Here is a 16,619-nt window from a genome sequence, read left to right on the forward strand (position 1 = left end):
TCCCACCCGGGACGACCAAACCTCCCGCAGTGAGGCAGCGCCCGGCGACTTGCGACCGCCGCCCCCGCGTCGCAAGCTGCGGCGATCCCGAGCGAGGCCCGCCATGAACGCCAGCGCCGACCGCCCCATCGACCAGTGGTTCGCCAGCTACTCCGCCGACCACCGCCACCCCGTCAACCAGCGCATCCACGTCATCGCCGTGCCCACCATCCTGTGGAGCGTGGTCGCCCTGCTCTGGTGCCTCCCCGTGCCCGAGGGCGGCTGGTTCCGGCACGGCATCTGGGCCGCGCTCGCGATGTTCCTCGCCTGGAGCTTCTACTACCGCGCCTCGCGCCGCCTCGGCTACGGCATGCTCGCCGTGTTCGTACTGATGGCCTGGGCCACGCGCTTCCTCCACGACGCCCTCGGCACCCGGCAACTGTTCACCCTCGCCCTCGGCGTGTTCGTGATCGCCTGGATCGCCCAGTTCGTCGGCCACAGCAAACTGTTCGAAGGCAAGCGCCCCAGCTTCTTCACCGACCTGCGCTACCTGCTGATCGGCCCCGCCTGGGTGCTGGCCAAGCTCTACCGCAGGCTCGGCTGGCGCTGGTAGCCCCGTGCCCCCACGCGACCTCGCCCTCGTCCTCGTCATCTGCCTGGTCTGGGCCGGCAACTTCCTCACCTCCGCCTTCGCCCTGCGCGAGCTTCCCCCGTTGCTGTTCACCGCCGTGCGCCTGGCGATGCTCGCCCTGCTGCTGGCCCCGTTCGTGCGCTCCCCGCCGCGCGGCCAATGGCGCCTGCTCGCCGCCGTGGCCCTGTGCAACGGCGTGCTCCACTTCGGCCTGAGCTTCTGGGCCCTGCGCCTGGCCGGCGACCTCGCCTCGCCCGCGATCGTGCTGCAGAGCTACGTGCCGATGGCGGTGCTGCTGGCGTGGTGGGCGCGCGGCGAACGCTTCGGCTGGCGCACCGGCCTGGCCGTCGCGCTCAGCTTCGCCGGCGTGGTCGTGCTCGGCTTCGACCCGCTGGTCCTCGACCGCCCCGAGTCGCTGGCGGTGATGCTGGCCTCGGCCTTCTTCCTCGCCCTCGGCACCGTGCTGATGCGCGGCCTGCAGGGCATTGACATGCCCAGCCAGCAGGGCTGGACCGCGATCCTGGGCGTGCTGCCGCTGCTCGCGCTCAGCGCCCTGCTCGAGCCCGGCGGCGCGGACGCGCTGCGCCAAGCGAGCTGGGTCGGCTGGGGCGGCGCCCTGTATTCGGCGCTCGGGGCCTCGCTGCTCGGCCACGGCCTGTACTACGTGCTGGTGCGCCGGCACCCGGTGGCGCAGGTCACGCCGTGGCTGCTGCTCACCCCGGTGTTCGCGGTCGCGCTCGGCCTGCTGTTCTGGGGCGACCGCCCCGGCCCGCGCCTGTGGCTGGGCGGCGCGATGGTGCTCGGCGGCGTGTTCGTGATCGCGCTGCGCGCGCAGGTCAAGGCACGGCCGGTACCGCCGGCGGAGGAGATCTGATCCTTGGCCACGGATTGACACGGATGAACACGGATAGAGCAAAGCTTTTTTCAAAAAGCCTTATCCGTGTTCATCCGTGTAAATCCGTGGCAAAACCCTTCATCCAAACATCCCCGCGGTCGGCACGAACGGGCGCGGGGCGTAGCCGAAGTCGCGCCGGGCCGGGGCGAGGTCGAACACCAGGTCCTGGCGCATCCGCGCCACCGCGGCGTCGCCGAAACCCTGGATGCGGCCGAGCGCGCGCGCGCCGAGCAGCGCGGCGGTGAACAGCGGCGACGGCACCTCCACCAGGCGCGGCGGCGGCTCCAGCACGGCCAGCACGCGCGCCACCATCTCCCGGTACGGCAGCGTCTCGCCGCCGGGCACCGCGTAGGTGCGGCCGTGCGTCGCCGCGGCCGCGCAGGCGGCGAGCGCGGCCTCGGCCAGATCGTCCACGTGCACCGGCTGGCGCCGCCCGTGCGCATGGCGCGGCAGCAGGAACCAGCCCCAGCGCCGCGCCAGGGCCGCGATCCGGGTCAGAGTGGCGTCGCGCCCGGCGCCGTAGATCAGGGTCGGCCGCAGCAGCGTGGCCTGTGCCGCGCGCGCGGCGGCGGCCTCGAACACGCGCTGCTCGCCCTCGCGCAGGCGCTGGGCGAGCGCGCGTTCGGCCGGATCGGACGAGCCGCGCTTGGTCTCGGCGCTGGTGGAGCCGAACGCGACCACGCGCGGACAGGCGATGCGGGAGGCGGCGTACCAGCGCGCGAAGCCGTCGAGCGGGCCGCAGCTGAAGATCGCCTCGACCTCGTCCGGCACGCCTTCGAGCCGCTCGAAACCGCCCTGCAGCCAGTGCAGCCCCGGCCGGTCGCGGTGCGGCGCGCGCGAGACCGCGATCACCTGCCAGCCCGCCGCGTGCAGCCGCTCCACCAGCGGCGTGCCGATCTGGCCGCTCGCGCCGAACACCAGCGCCCGGCGCATGGCTCAGCCCGGCGTCCGCTGCCGCGGCAAGGTCAGCCAGGACCAGACCAGGCCGAGCACCGCGGCGATGGTCGAGGCCAGCAGGATCCCGAGCACGCTGATGTCGTACACGTGGCCGTCGTCGGAAAAGGCCAGCGAACTGATGAACAGGCTCATGGTGAAGCCGATCCCGCACAGCAGGCCGAGCCCGAGCAGCGACTTGTTGTCCATCCCGCGCGGCAGCTGGACGATGCCGAGCGCGCGCGCCAGCAGCGCCGCGCCGACGATCCCGATCGGCTTGCCCAGCAGCAGCCCGAGGGCCACGCCCAGGGCCACCGGCGAGAGCAGGTCGTCGGCCTGGAAATTGGCGAACACCAGGCCCGAATTGGCGAACGCGAACAGCGGCAGGATCACGTACGCGACCAGCGGATGCAGGTTGTGCTCGAGCGTCTCCAGCGGCGAATGCTCGATCTCGTCCGGCACCGCGTCGCCCTTGCGCACGTGCGGGATCAGCAGGCCGGTGGCCACGCCGGCCAGGGTCGCGTGCACGCCGGACTTGAGCACGCACACCCACATCACCGCGCCCAGCAGCAGGTACGGCGCGATCGCACGCACCCCGCGCCGGTTGAGCAGCACCATCAGCCCCAGCGCCGCGCCGGCCCAGGCGAGCGCGGCCAGAGACAGCTTGTGGGTGTAGAACATGGCGATGATCACGATCGCGATCAGGTCGTCCACCACCGCGATGGTGGACAGCAGGATCTTCATCCCTGGCGGCGCGCGCGAACCGAGCAGGGCCAGGATGCCGAGCGCGAAGGCGATGTCGGTGGCGGCCGGCACCGCCCAGCCCTGCATCGCCACCGGATCACCACGATTGATCAGCCAGTAGATCGCCGCCGGCACCACCACGCCCGCGAATGCGCACACGAACGGCAGGGTGATCTGGGCGCGCGTGGAGAGCTGGCCCGACAGCACCTCGCGCTTGATCTCCAGCGCCACCAGCAGGAAGAACACCGCCATCAGCCCGTCGTTGATCCACAACAGCAGCGGCTTGGCGATGTCGAGCTGGCCGATCCGCACCTGTACCAGCAATGCGCGGAAGGCATTGTAGGCATCCACCAGCGGTGAATTGGCGAACACCAGCGCCAGCACCGCCGCGCCGATCAGCAGGATGCCGGCGGCGGCCTCGAGGCGGAAGAACTCGCGCAGCGCGGCGACGGCGCGCGGCAGGACGGGAGGGGGCTTGCGTCCGGTCATGGCCATGCGGGGAGCGTCAGAGCGCCGTCGGCTGGATCAGCACCAGCTCGAACAGCAACCAGGCCAAGTATGCCGCAACCAGCACGCCGCCCTCGCCACGGGTGATGCGCAGATCGCCGCGCAGCATCGGGTACAGCACCAGCGCGAGCGCCAGCGCCGCCGGCAGCTCGAACCAGGTGAACGAGCCCGGCAGCGGCAGCGGGCGGAACGCGGCCATGCCGCCGAGCACGAAGGTCAGGTTGAACAGGCTCGAGCCGATCGCGTGGCCGGCGACCACATCGCCCTGCCCGCGCCGCGCCGCGGCGACCGCGGCGGCGATCTCCGGCAACGCGGTGCCGACCGCGACCGGCAGCAGGCCGGTCAGCAGCGGCGACAGGCCGAGCGCGGCGCCGAGCGGGGGCGCGTTCTCCACCACCAGCCGCGCGCCGTACCAGAGCGCCACCGCGGCGATCGCGAGCCGCAGCGCGTTGAGCAGCGGATCGGTGCGGGTGGCCTCGAACGCCTCCAGCGCCTCGCGCACCTCCGCGCGCTCGTCGCGGCTGCGCGCGAACAGGAACCCGAGCGCGAGCACGAACAGCGCCAGCAGCACGGCGCCCTCGCCGCGGCCGAGCACGCTGTCGCGGCCGAACACGATCGCCAGCACGCTGGCCAGGGCGAAGCCGAGCAGCAGCGGCGCCAGCGCGCGCCAGCGCACCGTCAGCGGCGCGACCAGCGCGGCGATGCCGAGGGTCAGCCCGAAGTTGACCAGGTTGCTGCCGACCGCGTTGCCGAGCGCGATGTCCTGGTACCCGGCCCAGACCGCACGTGCGTTGACCGCCAGTTCCGGCACCGAGCTGGCGAAGGCCACCAGCAGCACGCCGGTGGCGAACGGCGACAGGCCCAGCCGCCGCGACAGGCCCGAGGCGCCCTTGACCAGCGAATCGCCGCCCAGCGCAAGCAGCACCAGGCCCAGCAGGAACATCCCGACCGTCGTCAGCATCGCCCCGTCTCCCGCGGATCCGGGGCGATTCTAGCCGGCAACCGCGGCGCTCAGCCGCGCGGCGGCGCGAAATGCTTCTTCAGACCCGCCCAGCACTGCTGGTAGTCGCGCTGCCGGTGCGGCGCCTCCAGCGCCTGCTGCGCCGGCCGGATCACCGCCCGGGTCTCGAACATGAACGCCATCGTGTCGGTGATGATGTCCGGCCTGGACAGGTCGGCGTTGCTGGCCTTCTCGAACGTCGCCGCATCCGGGCCGTGCCCGGTCATGCAGTTGTGCAGCGACGCCCCGCCCGGCGCGAAGCCTTCCGCCTTGGCGTCGTACACGCCGTGGATCAGCCCCATGAACTCGCTGGCCACGTTGCGGTGGAACCACGGCGGCCGGAACGTGTCCTGCATCGCCAGGATCCGCGGCGGGAAGATCACGAAGTCCATGTTCGCCGTGCCCGGCGTATCGCTGGGCGAGGTCAGCACGGTGAAGATGGACGGGTCGGGATGGTCGTAGCTGATCGAGCCGATGGTGTTGAAGCGGCGCAGGTCGTACTTGTACGGCGCGTAGTTGCCGTGCCAGCCGACCACGTCGAGCGGCGAATGGCCGATCGGCGCGCGCCACAGGTGGCCCTGGAACTTGGCGATCAGCTCGAACCCGCCCTCCAGGTCCTCGTAGGCCGCGTGCGGGGTAAGGAAGTCGCGCGGATTGGCCAGGCCGTTGCTGCCGATCGGCCCCAGGTCCGGCAGGCGCAGCAGCGCGCCGAAGTTCTCGGCCACGTAGCCGCGCGAGGGGCCGTCCGGCAGCTCGACCCGGAAGCGGATGCCGCGCGGGATCACCGCGATCTCCTGCGGCTCGACCTCGAGCACGCCGAGCTCGGTGGCGATGCGCAGCCGGCCGAGCTGCGGCACCAGCAGCAGCTCGCCGTCGGCGTCGTAGAAATAGCGGCCCTGCATGTCGCGGTTGGCCGCGTACAGGTGCACGCCGACGCCGGTCTGCGCCGCCGGCCCGCCGTTGCCGGCCATGGTGTACAGGCCGTCCACGAAATCGACCGGCGCCTGCGGCAGCGGCAGCGGGCTCCAGCGCAGCTGGTCCGGGGTCACCGGGCCGGCGTCGAAGTCGTTGTGGAAACGCGGCTGGGCATACGGCGCGAACGCGCCGTGCATCGCCGCCGGCCGGATCCGGTACAGCCAGCTGCGCCGGTTCTCGCGCCGCGGCGCGGTGAACGCGGTGCCGGAGATCTGCTCCGCGTACAGCCCGTAGGCCACCTTCTGCGGCGAATTGCGCCCCACCGGCAGCGCGCCGGGGATCGCCTCGCTGGCGAACTCGTTGCCGAATCCCGACTGGTAGCCGGCCGCCATCACAGCACCCCGCGCCGCATCTGGTCGCGCTCGATGCTCTCGAACAGGGCCTGGAAGTTGCCCTCGCCGAAGCCCTCGTTGCCCTTGCGCTGGATGATCTCGAAGAAGATCGGGCCGATCGCGTTCTGGGTGAAGATCTGCAGCAGCTTGCGGGTCTTGGTTTCCGGGTCGGCGTCAATCAGGATCTTGTTCCGCTGCAGGCGCGGCACGTCCTCGCCGTGGTTGGGGATGCGCTGGTCAATCACCTCGAAATAGGTGTCGGGCGTGTCCAGGAACTCGACCCCGGCCGCGCGCATCCTCTCCACCGTGTCGTAGATGTCGTCGGTGAAGCAGGCGATGTGCTGGATGCCCTCGCCCTTGTACTGGTCGAGGTACTCGTTGATCTGCGACTTCGGGTCGGAGGACTCGTTGAGCGGGATGCGCACGATCCCGTCCGGCGCGGTCATCGCCTTCGACACCAGCCCGGTCTTGGCGCCCTTGATGTCGAAGTAGCGGATCTCGCGGAAGTTGAACAGCTTCTCGTAGTAGCTGGCCCACTTCTCCATGTTGCCGAAGTAGAGGTTGTGGGTCAGGTGGTCAATGAAAGTGAGGCCGAAGCCCTTCGGGTTCTGCTCGGCGCCCTCGACCGGCAGGTAGTCGCCGTCGTAGATCGAGCCACGCTCGCCGTAGCGGTCCACCAGGTACAGCATGCAGTCGCCGATGCCCTTGACCACCGGCGCGTCCACCGCCTTGCTCGCCTCCTTGTGGGTCACCGCCTCGCCGCCGTTGCGCAGCACCGTCTGGTACACCTCCTGCGCCGGCTTCCTGAACCGGATCGCGAAGCCGCAGGCGCAGGGGCCGTGGGCCTTGGCGAAATCGGCGGCGAACGAGTCCGGGTCCTCGTTGACCAGGAAGTTGACCCCGCCCTGGCGGTACACCGTGATCGGGCGCGACTTGTGCCGCAGCACCGCGGTGAAGCCCATCCTGCGGAAATAGTCGTGCAGCTCAGCACCCCGGCCCGCGGGCGCGGCGAACTCGACGAACTCGAAGCCGTCGATGCCCATCGGGTTCTCGAACGTGGTCACCTGCATGCCGAGGTTCGGCTGCGCGGGAGTGGTGTGCGGCTGGGCGCTCATCGGGGTGCTCCTGGAGGCGATGCGTGGGGCGCGTGCTGCGCCGCGGCTTGCGCCGGGCAGCGTGCAGTTATAGTTTCAAGTGAAACCATTTGCAAGGCGCATCGCAGCATGCCCCCCGCCCGCCCGCGTCCCGGCCACGCCCGCCTCGACCTGGAACACTTCCTGCCCTACCGGCTCAGCGTGCTTTCCAACCGGGTCAGCCAGACCATCGCCGGCGCCTACGCGCGGCGCTTCGGCATCGGCATCACCGAGTGGCGGGTGATCGCGGTGCTCGGCCGCTATCCCGGCCTGTCGGCCAACGGCGTGGCCGCGCGCACCGCGATGGACAAGGTGGCGGTGAGCCGCGCGGTGGCGCGCCTGCTCGACCGCGGCCTGCTCGCACGCGACACCCACGGCGAGGACCGCCGCCGCTCGGTGCTGGCGCTGAGCGAGGCCGGCCACCGCATCTACGACGAGGTGGTGCCGCTGGCGCTGGCCTACGAACGCCGCCTGCTGGCGCCGCTGGACGAAACCGAGCGCGCCCAGCTCGACCGCCTGCTGCGCAAGCTCGGCGACGGCGTGGACGCACTGGAGACCGGCGACGCCGCCGGCTGACTCCCCGGCGCCCCCAGAAACGACGACGGCGGCCGAAGCCGCCGCCGTCGCTTGCCGTCATCGGCAGCGCCCGCGCGCTGCACGCGCGGGCGCAAGCGTCACTTCACCCCGTGCATCAGCCGGTTGATCAGCGGCGCGATCAGGAACAGCAGCGCGCCCAGGCCGATCAGGATCCAGAAGCCGAAGGTGTAGCCGGCGTGCGCCGAGGCCACGGTCATGCCGCCCTCGCCGCTGACGTGGCTGGCGAAGATGCCCGACAGGTTGTTGCCGATCGCGGTGGACAGGAACCAGCCGCCCATGCCGAAGCCGACCAGCTTCACCGGCGCGAGCTTGGTCACCATGGACAGGCCGATCGGCGACAGGCACAGCTCGCCGACGGTCTGGATCACGTACACCGCGACCAGGGTCCAGAACGGGATCTTGCCGGCGTCGTCCACCAGGCTCGACAGCGCGAACATCAGCAGCAGGAAGGCCAGGCCGTTGAAGATCAGGCCGAGGCCGAACTTGCGCGGGATGGAGGGGTTGGCCTTGCCCATCCGCACCCACAGCCAGGCGAACACCGGCCCCAGGGCGAGGATCGCGATCGGGTTGACCGACTGGAACCAGCCGACCGGGAAGATCCAGCCGCTCAGGTCGCGGTCCACGATGTTCTGGGCGAGGAAGTTGAACGAGCTGCCGGCCTGCTCGAAGAACATCCAGAACAGCACGTTGAACGCGAAGATGATCAGCATCGCCAGCGCGCGGTCGCGCTGCACCGCCCCTTCGCGCACGCCTTCGGTCAGGATCAGCACGCACAGCGCGACGAACAGCAGGCCGAGGATCCAGGCCAGCACGCCGGCGTCAATCGTGAGCAGGAAATACACCAGCGGCACCGCCGCGATCGTGCCGACCGCCACCCACAGCGAGCGCGTCCGGCCCTCCGCGCCCTCCGGCGGGCGGCCGACGCCGCCGAGCTGGCGCCGCCCGAACCAGAACCAGACCAGGCTCACCAGCATGCCGACGCCGGAGGTGAGGAACACGACCTTGTAGGCGGGCATGTCGGGCGAGCCGCCGAAGGTGTGCTCGGCCAGCCAGCCGGTCAGCAGCGGGGCGACGAACGCGCCGGCGTTGATGCCCATGTAGAAGATCGTGAAGCCGGAATCGCGGCGCGGATCCTCCAGGGGATAGAGCTTGCCGACCATGGTCGAGATGTTCGGCTTGAACAGGCCGTTGCCGGCGATGATCGTGGCCAGGCCGATCCGGAACACCTGTTCGTTCGGGATCGCGATCATGAACAGGCCCGCCGACATGATCACCGCGCCGATCAGGATCGAACGCTGCGGCCCGATCAGGCGGTCGGCGACGTAGCCGCCGAACAGCGACGCGGCGTAGATCAGCGCCAGGTAGGCGCCGTACAGGCGGTTGGCCGGCGCCTCGCCGGCGCCTGAGCCGTCGTAGAACTGGGCCACGATGTACAGCACCAGCGCCCAGCGGATGCCGTAGAAGGCGAAGCGCTCCCAGAACTCGGTCATGAACAGCATCCACAGCGGACGTGGATGGCCGAGCACCTGCTTGAATTCCGGAATCGGCTCCGGCGTGGTGGAAATTGCGGCACCGCTCATGCGGTTATCCCCCCGTGTCTGGTTCAGGAAATCAGGACCCGCGCCGGGCGCGGGACGCGCGAGGATCACCGAGCGGTGGCGGCGGCGTCAAACCGGGGGCGCATGCTGCGCCGCAACATCGCCGCCCGCGGGCGTCCTACGGCCCCGGCCGCGGCGCGCCGATCACCGTGCGCACCTCGAACAGCTCGGGGAAGAAGCTCAGCTCCAGCGCCTGCTTGAGGAAGCCCACCCCGGAGGAGCCGCCGGTGCCGCGCTTGTGGCCGATGATCCGCAGCACGGTGCGCATGTGGCGGAAGCGCCAGAGCTGGAACTGCGATTCGAGGTCCACCAGGTCCTCGCACAAGGCGTACTCGCGCCAGTACGTCGCGGTGTCCTCGTAGATGCGCTCGAACACCGGCACCAGCGCCGGGTCGAACGCGTGCGGCTGCGCCCAGTCGCGCTCCAGGTGCCGCGCCGGCACCGCGTGGCCCCAGCGCGCCAGGTAGCGCAGGAACTCGTCGTACAGGCTCGGCGCCTGCAGCACCTCGCGCAACGCGCCCTGCCCGGCCGGGTCGTGGGCGAACACCGCCAGCATCTGCGCGTTCTTGTTGCCGAGCAGGAACTCGACCATGCGGTACTGCAGCGACTGGAAGCCCGAGGACGGCCCGAGCACGTCGCGGAACTCCATGTATTCCGACGGCGTGAGCGTCTCCAGCACCGACCACTGCGCGGTGAGCTGGTCGAGCACGCGCTTGCAGCGCGCGGCGACCTTGTCGAAGCGCGAGATGCGGTCGGCGCGCAGGTGCGCCACCGCCGCGGTGAGCTCGTGGATCAGCAGCTTCAGCCACAGCTCCGAGGTCTGGTGCTGGATGATGAACAGCATCTCGTCGTGGTGCGGCGGATCGGTCAGCGGCTGTTGCGCCGACAGCAGCCGGTCCAGGCGCAGGTAGCCGCCGTAGGTGATCCGGCCGGCCAGGTCGGTGTGGATCCCGGCCTCGAGGGGACGCTGGTTGTCTTCGCTGCTCATGGCGGCGCCTGGTGCGGTGCAGCAGACAAGGGTACTGCATCGCCTTTAGCATGCGTCACCGCACTGTCACGGACGGCCGGCAGGCTGCCGGGCCACGACTTGTTTTGGCCGCATGGCGCGGATCGCGCCGCTTGGGGAGAGAGGGGATGAAGCACGGACTTGCGCGCCTGCTGGCGCTGGGATGCATGTTGGCCGGGGCCTGCGGGCTGGCCCGGGCCCAGGTGGTGATCAGCCAGGTGTACGGCGGCGGCGGCAACAGCGGCGCCACCTGGAAGAGCGATTTCATCGAGCTGCGCAACACCGGCAGCGCGCCGGTGAACCTGGGCGGCTGGTCGGTGCAGTACGCCTCGGCCACGGGCACGAGCTGGCAGCGCACCAACCTCTCCGGCACGATCGCGCCCGGCGGCTATTACCTGGTCAAGCAGGCCGACGGCGCCGGCGGCACCACGCCGCTGCCCACGCCCGACGCCAGCGGCACGATCGCGATGTCGGCGAGCGCGGGCAAGGTCGCCCTGGTCGCCGGCACGGCCACGCTGAGCGGCAGCTGCCCGCTGGGCGGGGCGGTGGTGGACTTCGTCGGCTTCGGCGGCGCCAACTGCTTCGAGGGCACGGGCCCGGCGCCGACGCTGGGCAACACCACCGCGGCGCTGCGCAAGAACGCCGGCGCCGCCGACAGCAACGACAACGCCGCCGACTTCACCGCCGGCACGCCAACGCCGCGCAACAGCGCCACCGCGCCGCCGGACGCGCCGCTGGCGCTGAGCATCGCCCGCATCCAGGGCGCGGGCCCGACCTCGCCGTACCTGGACCGGCGCGTGGTCACCGAAGGCATCGTCACCGCGCGCCGGTTCAACAACGGCTTCTTCCTGCAGAGCGCCAACGACGACGGCGACCCGGCCACGTCCGAGGGCATCTTCGTCTTCACCGGCAGCGCGCCGACGGTGGCCGTGGGCAGCCGGGTGCGGGTCACCGCCCAGGTGGCCGAGTTCACCCCGGCCAGCAACCCGCACCAGCTCCCGATCACCCAGCTGACCACGCCCGTGGTCGAGGTGCTCGAGACCGGGCTGCCGCTGCCGGCGCCGGTGGCGCTCACTGCCGCCGACCTCGCGCCTGCGGCCACGCCGGCCACGCTCGAGCGGCTCGAAGGCATGCGCGTGCAGCTGTCCCGCGCCCGCACCGTCTCCGGCTCCGGCGGCAGCCTGGACGAGGACGACGCGCTCGCCTTCACCGACGGCGTGTTCCACGTCGTGCTGCCGGAGGTGGCGCGGCCGTTCCGCGAGCCCGGCCTGAGCGTGCTCGAGGCCACGCCGATCCCGGCCGGCAAGCACCCGCCGCGCTTCGACACCAACCCCGAGCGGCTGATGGTGCGCAGCCGCGGCCAGGTCGGCGCCACGGCACTGGCGGTGGACGCCGGCGCGGAAGTGACCGGCCTGACCGGCGTGCTCGACTACGCCTCCGGCACCTGGGCGCTGCTGCCCGATCCCTCGGCGCCGGTCGCGGTCGCCGGCGGCCGCCTGCCGCAGGCGGTGAACGATCCCGCCTACGAGGAGGTCACCATCGCCGGCTTCAACCTGCTGCGCCTGTTCGACGAGGTCGCCGACGGCAACGGCGCGCCGACGCTGAAGCCGGCCGCGCTCGACAAGCGCCTGGCCAAGGCCGCCGCGGCGATCTGCCACTGGCTCAAGGCGCCCGACATCCTCGGCGTGGTCGAGGTCGAGAACCGGCGCGTGCTGGAACTGCTGGCCGCGCGCGTGGACGCGACCTGCCCGCGCGCGCCGCGCTACGTGCCCTATCTCGAACCGGGCAACGACCGCGGCGGGATCAACGTCGGCTTCCTGGTCAGCGCGCGCGACAACGGCGCCGGCGTGGCGCGGGTGGAAGTGCTCGAGGTGGCCCAGTACGGCAAGGACGCGACCTTCGCCAATCCCGACGGCTCCTCCGACCTGCTCAACGACCGCCCGCCGCTGCTGCTGCGCGCGCGCGTGCACCAGGACAACGGCGCGCACTACGACGTCACCGTCATCGTCAACCACCTGCGCTCGCTCAACGGCATCGACGACCTCGGCCCGGGCAGCAACGGCTGGGCCAGCGAGAGCGAGCGCGTGCGCGCCAAGCGCGGCGCGCAGGCGGCGTACCTGGCGCAGCTGGTGGACTGGCGGCAGGCCCGCGACCCGGGCGAGCGCATCGTGCTGGTCGGCGACTTCAACGCGTTCGAGTTCAACGACGGCTACGTGGACGTGATGGGCATCGTGCGCGGCGAGGAGGCGCCGGCCGAGCAGGTCCTGACCTACGTGGACAGCCCGCTGCGCACCCCGCTGGTGGATGGGGGCGCGTTCGTGGCCGACCCGGCCGAGCGCTACTCCTACGTGTTCGGCGGCAACGCGCAGACGCTCGACCATGCCCTGGTCAACGAGGCGCTGGTGCTGGACGCGCTCACGGTGCGGGTGGAGCACGCACGCATCAACGCCGACTTCGGCGTGCACCACTTCGGTGATGGCACCACGCCGCTGCGCAGCTCCGACCACGACCCGGTGCGGATCGCGATCGCGGTGCCGGCGTTCCGCAGCGCCGACCTCGCCGCCACGGCGAGCGCGCCGGCGGAAGTGCGGGTGGGCGCACGGGTCCCGTTCCAGGCGCAGGTGCGCAACGCCGGCCCGAACGCGGCGCTGCACGCCAGCGTCGGCTTCGCCTTCGACGCGGCGGTGGCGCCGACGGTGCACGCGCCGGAAGGCTGGCAGTGCAGCGCGCCGGCGACCGAGGCGCACGCCACCACCTGCGCCTGCACCACGCCGCGGCTGGAGCCCGGCGCTTCGGCCGCGTTCACGGTGGAGGTCCCGGCCGGCGACGCGCTCGGCGGCCGCAGCCTGCGCATGGCGGTGGCCGCGGCCTCGACCATCACCGACCCGGCCAACGCCGACAACCTGGCCGAGGCGCAGGTGCAGGTGCGCGCCGAAGCCGACCTTGCGCTCGCGCTGTCCGGCCCGACGCTGCCGTTCCGCAGCGGCACCACCGCGCGCTTCCCGCTCACCCTGCGCAACGACGGCGCCGACGCGGCCTGGCAGCCGCGCGTGCGGCTGCACGGCGACGCGCCGCCCACGGCGGTCGCGATCGCCGCCCCGGCCGGCTGGGCATGCGAAGTGACGGCGGCCGGACCCGGCTTCGCCGCCGAATGCGCGCACGAGGCCGCGTTCGCCGCCGGACGCACGCAGGCCTTCGACTTCGCCATCACCGCGCCGCCGCGGCAGGGCCGCGACGAACTGGTGCTCGAGGCCCGCGCCGACGCCGCCACGCCCGATCCGGATCCGGCCGACGACACCGCCGCGTTGCGCACCCGGATCGTCGGCGCGCCGCGCGACACGCCGGCGCCGCCGCGCCCGGCGCCCACGCCGGGCGGCTGAACCGCGCCGCGCGCACGCTCGCCCGGAACGCGGCCACGGTCGCGTTCCGCGCGGCGCGGGCGTCCATACGCCGGGGTCCGGAGGGGGCCTGCGGTTATCATCGGTGCTCTTGCCGTTCCGGAAACCGGTACCGATGACCATCGCCGCCCAGTTCCAGATCGAATACCTGCAGTACCTCGGCCCGGACGGCAAGGCCGTCGCCGAGCTGCCGCAGGCCTTCCGCGACCCCGCCGCGCTGGTGCCGCTGTTCAAGCAGATGCTGTTCGTGCGCACCTTCGACGCCAAGGCGATCGCGTTGCAGCGCACCGGCAAGCGCGGCACCTATGCCAGCTGCCTCGGCCACGAGGCGACCCACGTCGGCATCGGCGCCTCGATGCGCCCGGAGGACGTGTTCGCGCCCAGCTACCGCGAGTACGGCGCGCAGTTCATGCGCGGGGTCAAGCCGCGCGAGGTGCTGCTGTACTGGGGCGGCGACGAGCGCGGCAACGACTTCTCCGGCCCGAAGCACGACTACCCCTGGTGCGTGCCGATCGCGACCCAGTGCCTGCACGCGGCCGGCGCCGCGCTCGCGTTCAAGCTGCGCGGCGAACCGCGCGTGGCCGTCACCTGCTGCGGCGACGGCGGCTCGTCCAAGACCGACACCTACGCCGCGATCAACGCCGCCGGCGCCTACCGGCTGCCGTTCGTGCAGTGCATCATCAACAACGGCTGGGCGATCTCGGTGCCGCGCAGCGCGCAGACCGGCGCCCAGACCCTGGCGCAGAAGGGCCTGGCCGGCGGCCTGCACTGCCTGCAGGTGGACGGCAACGACCTGATCGCCGTGCTCGAGGGCATGCGCCGGGCGATGACCCGCGCCCGCGCCGGCGAAGGCGGCAGCGTGATCGAGTTCCTCACCTACCGCCTGCACGACCACACCACCGCCGACGACGCCCGCCGCTACCGCAGCGAGGACGAGGTCAAGGCCGCCTGGCAGCGCGAACCGGTCGCGCGCCTGCGCACCTTCCTCGCCCACGCCGGGGTCTGGAACGAGGCACAGGAAAAGGCCTGGACCGAGGAGTGCGCCCGGCAGGTGGACGCCGAGATCAACGCCTACCTGGAGACGCCGGTGCAGCCGGTGACCGCGATGTTCGACTACCTCTACGCCGATCCGCCGCCGGACCTGCTGGCGCAGCGCGAGATGGCCCTGGCGCAGGAGAAGCAGGCATGAGCGCGCAGCCCATCACCCTGATCGAGGCCATCACCCAGGCGCTGGCCCACGAGATGCGCCGCGATCCGTCGGTGATCGTGCTCGGCGAGGACGTGGGCGTGAACGGCGGCGTGTTCCGCGCCACCGCCGGCCTGCAGGCGCAGTTCGGGCCCGAGCGCGTGCTCGACACGCCGCTCGACGAGACCACCATCGCCGGCCTCACCGTCGGCCTGGCCTCGCAGGGCATGCGTCCGGTGGCCGAGGCCCAGTTCGACGGCTTCGTCTATCCGATGGTGGACCACATCGTCTGCCACGCCGCGCGCTTCCGCTACCGCACCCGCGGCCGCCTGACCTGCCCGATGGTGCTGCGCGTGCCCTGGGGCGGCGGCATCCGCGCGCCGGAACACCACAGCGAGGCCAACGAGGCGATCTTCACCAACGTGCCCGGCCTGCGCGTGGTGATGCCGTCCTCGCCGGCGCGCGCCTACGGCCTGCTGCTGGCCGCGATCCGCGACCCGGATCCGGTCATCTACATGGAGCCCAAGCGCATCTACCGCCAGTACAAGGAACTGGTGCCCGACGACGGCGAGGCGCTGCCGCTGGACGTGTGCTACGTGCTGCGCGACGGCAACGACGTGACCCTGGTGACCTGGGGCGCGCAGGTGAAGGAGACGCTGGAGGCGGCCGAGAAGCTCGCCGCCGAGGGCATCAGCGCCGAGGTCATCGACGTGGCCACGCTCAAGCCGCTCGACTTCGCCACCATCGCCGAGTCGGTGGCCCGGACCGGCCGTTGCGTGATCGTGCACGAGGCGCCGAAGACCGCCGGCTTCGGCGCCGAGATCGCCGCGCGCCTGGCCGAGGAATGCATGTACGACCTGCTCGCGCCGGTCGAACGCGTGACCGGTTACGACACCCACATCCCGCTGTTCCGGCTGGAGATGAAGTACCTGCCGGGCGTGGACAAGATCGTCGCCGCGGCCAAGCGCACGCTGGCCGCCAGCTGAGGACTGCCGATGAGCCAGAAGAAGACGTTCCTGCTGCCCGACCTGGGCGAAGGCCTGCCCGACGCCACCATCGTCGAGTGGTTCGTGAAGGAGGGCGACACGATCCTGCTGGATGCGCCGCTGGTCTCGATGGAGACCGCCAAGGCGGTGGTCGAGGTGCCCTCGCCGGTGTCGGGCAAGGTGCTCCGGCTCGCCGGCGGCCCGGGCGACGTGATCGTCACCGGCACGATGCTGGCCGAGTTCGAGGTGGATCCTGCGCTGCCGCAGCGCGCGGAAGGGCAGGACACCGGCCATCACCACGGCCCGCCGGCCGCGGCCGCGAGCCACGGCGGCGTCGGCCAGCGCGCACCGGAGAATGCCGAGCGCGTGATCGCCTCCGACGACGGCGGCGCGATCAGCGCCGCCGGCACGCCCGCGCCGAAGGGCGCGCCCGCCACCCGCACCGAAGTGCTGCGCGAGGACAGTGGCACCGTGGTCGGCGCGATGCAGGTGTCCGACGCGGTGCGCAGCGAGCAGGCGGTCGCGGTCGGCGGGGTCAAGGCGATGCCGGCGGTGCGCGCGATGGCGCGCAAGCTCGGCGTGGACATCAGCCGCGTGCGCCCGAGCGGCGCGGACGGCGTGGTGACGATGGAGGACGTCAAGCGCGCCGCGGCCGAGGGCAGCGCCCGCCCCGGCGCCGCGCCGGCGCCGCGCGTGGCCGCCGTTGCCAACGCGCCCGC

The 16,619-nt window shown here is 71.9% G+C and carries 14 protein-coding genes; 7 read left to right on the forward strand and 7 right to left on the reverse strand.

Annotated features, from left to right (window positions below):
- Nucleotides 1-103: 103 nt before the first annotated feature.
- Together FPV26_RS11885 and FPV26_RS11890 are read left to right on the forward strand one after the other, a co-directional pair.
- Nucleotides 104-592, forward strand: coding sequence for an Mpo1 family 2-hydroxy fatty acid dioxygenase (locus FPV26_RS11885; RefSeq protein ID WP_147654097.1), 489 nt, complete (start codon nt 104-106; stop codon nt 590-592).
- A gap of 4 nt (nt 593-596) precedes the next feature.
- The gene (locus tag FPV26_RS11890; protein ID WP_147654098.1) at nt 597-1,484 is read left to right on the forward strand and encodes a DMT family transporter; all 888 of its coding nucleotides are present in this window, start codon (nt 597-599) and stop codon (nt 1,482-1,484) included.
- 99 nt (nt 1,485-1,583) lie between these two features.
- On the opposite strand, the gene FPV26_RS11895 is transcribed toward FPV26_RS11890, so the two are convergent.
- The 5 genes from FPV26_RS11895 to hppD are packed head-to-tail and all read right to left on the reverse strand — an operon-like array spanning nt 1,584 to nt 7,111.
- Complete coding sequence (locus FPV26_RS11895; protein ID WP_147654099.1) at nt 1,584-2,438, reverse strand: NAD-dependent epimerase/dehydratase family protein; 855 nt, start codon at nt 2,436-2,438, stop codon at nt 1,584-1,586.
- A 3-nt stretch (nt 2,439-2,441) separates the two neighbouring features.
- On the reverse strand, nt 2,442-3,677 hold the full coding sequence (nhaA, locus tag FPV26_RS11900; protein ID WP_246109283.1) for a Na+/H+ antiporter NhaA: 1,236 nt from the start codon (nt 3,675-3,677) through the stop codon (nt 2,442-2,444).
- Nucleotides 3,678-3,687: 10 nt separating this feature from the next.
- Nucleotides 3,688-4,650, reverse strand: coding sequence for a calcium/sodium antiporter (locus tag FPV26_RS11905; RefSeq protein WP_147654100.1), 963 nt, complete (start codon nt 4,648-4,650; stop codon nt 3,688-3,690).
- Between the two features lie 50 nt (nt 4,651-4,700).
- Nucleotides 4,701-5,996, reverse strand: a complete 1,296-nt coding sequence (gene hmgA / locus FPV26_RS11910; RefSeq protein ID WP_147654101.1) for a homogentisate 1,2-dioxygenase — start codon at nt 5,994-5,996, stop codon at nt 4,701-4,703.
- Nucleotides 5,996-7,111 carry a 4-hydroxyphenylpyruvate dioxygenase gene (gene hppD / locus FPV26_RS11915; RefSeq protein ID WP_181952654.1) on the reverse strand — a complete coding sequence of 372 codons (1,116 nt, stop codon included), beginning with the start codon at nt 7,109-7,111 and terminating at the stop codon, nt 5,996-5,998. Before hppD ends, hmgA begins: the two co-directional genes overlap by 1 nt.
- Nucleotides 7,112-7,219: 108 nt before the next feature.
- Here hppD and FPV26_RS11920 point away from each other — a divergent pair, with 108 nt between their 5' ends.
- Nucleotides 7,220-7,705 (forward strand): MarR family winged helix-turn-helix transcriptional regulator, encoded by a 486-nt coding sequence (locus FPV26_RS11920; RefSeq protein ID WP_147654102.1) that lies wholly within the window; start codon nt 7,220-7,222, stop codon nt 7,703-7,705.
- Between the two features lie 98 nt (nt 7,706-7,803).
- Here the strand turns inward: FPV26_RS11920 and FPV26_RS11925 are convergent, their stop codons facing one another.
- Nucleotides 7,804-9,306 carry a peptide MFS transporter gene (locus tag FPV26_RS11925; RefSeq protein WP_147654103.1) on the reverse strand — a complete coding sequence of 501 codons (1,503 nt, stop codon included), beginning with the start codon at nt 9,304-9,306 and terminating at the stop codon, nt 7,804-7,806.
- 136 nt (nt 9,307-9,442) lie between these two features.
- A complete protein-coding gene (locus FPV26_RS11930; RefSeq protein ID WP_147654104.1) occupies nt 9,443-10,312 on the reverse strand; it encodes a tryptophan 2,3-dioxygenase in 870 nt (289 codons plus the stop codon).
- A 146-nt stretch (nt 10,313-10,458) separates the two neighbouring features.
- Between FPV26_RS11930 and FPV26_RS11935 the strand changes: the two genes are divergently transcribed.
- The 4 genes from FPV26_RS11935 to FPV26_RS11950 all read left to right on the forward strand — a co-directional run.
- Nucleotides 10,459-13,710, forward strand: a complete 3,252-nt coding sequence (locus FPV26_RS11935) for a lamin tail domain-containing protein (protein WP_181952655.1) — start codon at nt 10,459-10,461, stop codon at nt 13,708-13,710.
- Nucleotides 13,711-13,843: 133 nt separating this feature from the next.
- Entirely contained in the window at nt 13,844-14,917 is a 1,074-nt protein-coding gene (gene pdhA / locus FPV26_RS11940) for a pyruvate dehydrogenase (acetyl-transferring) E1 component subunit alpha (RefSeq protein ID WP_147654106.1), read from the forward strand.
- Nucleotides 14,914-15,900 (forward strand): alpha-ketoacid dehydrogenase subunit beta, encoded by a 987-nt coding sequence (locus tag FPV26_RS11945; protein WP_147654107.1) that lies wholly within the window; start codon nt 14,914-14,916, stop codon nt 15,898-15,900. The genes pdhA and FPV26_RS11945 overlap by 4 nt, the downstream gene beginning before the upstream one ends.
- Before the next feature lie 9 nt (nt 15,901-15,909).
- On the forward strand, nt 15,910-16,619 hold a 710-nt coding region (locus FPV26_RS11950; protein ID WP_181952656.1), incomplete at its 3' end, for a biotin/lipoyl-containing protein.

Origin of the sequence: Vulcaniibacterium gelatinicum (assembly GCF_008033445.1) — a bacterium.
In the GTDB taxonomy this organism is placed as follows: domain Bacteria; phylum Pseudomonadota; class Gammaproteobacteria; order Xanthomonadales; family Xanthomonadaceae; genus Vulcaniibacterium_B; species Vulcaniibacterium_B gelatinicum.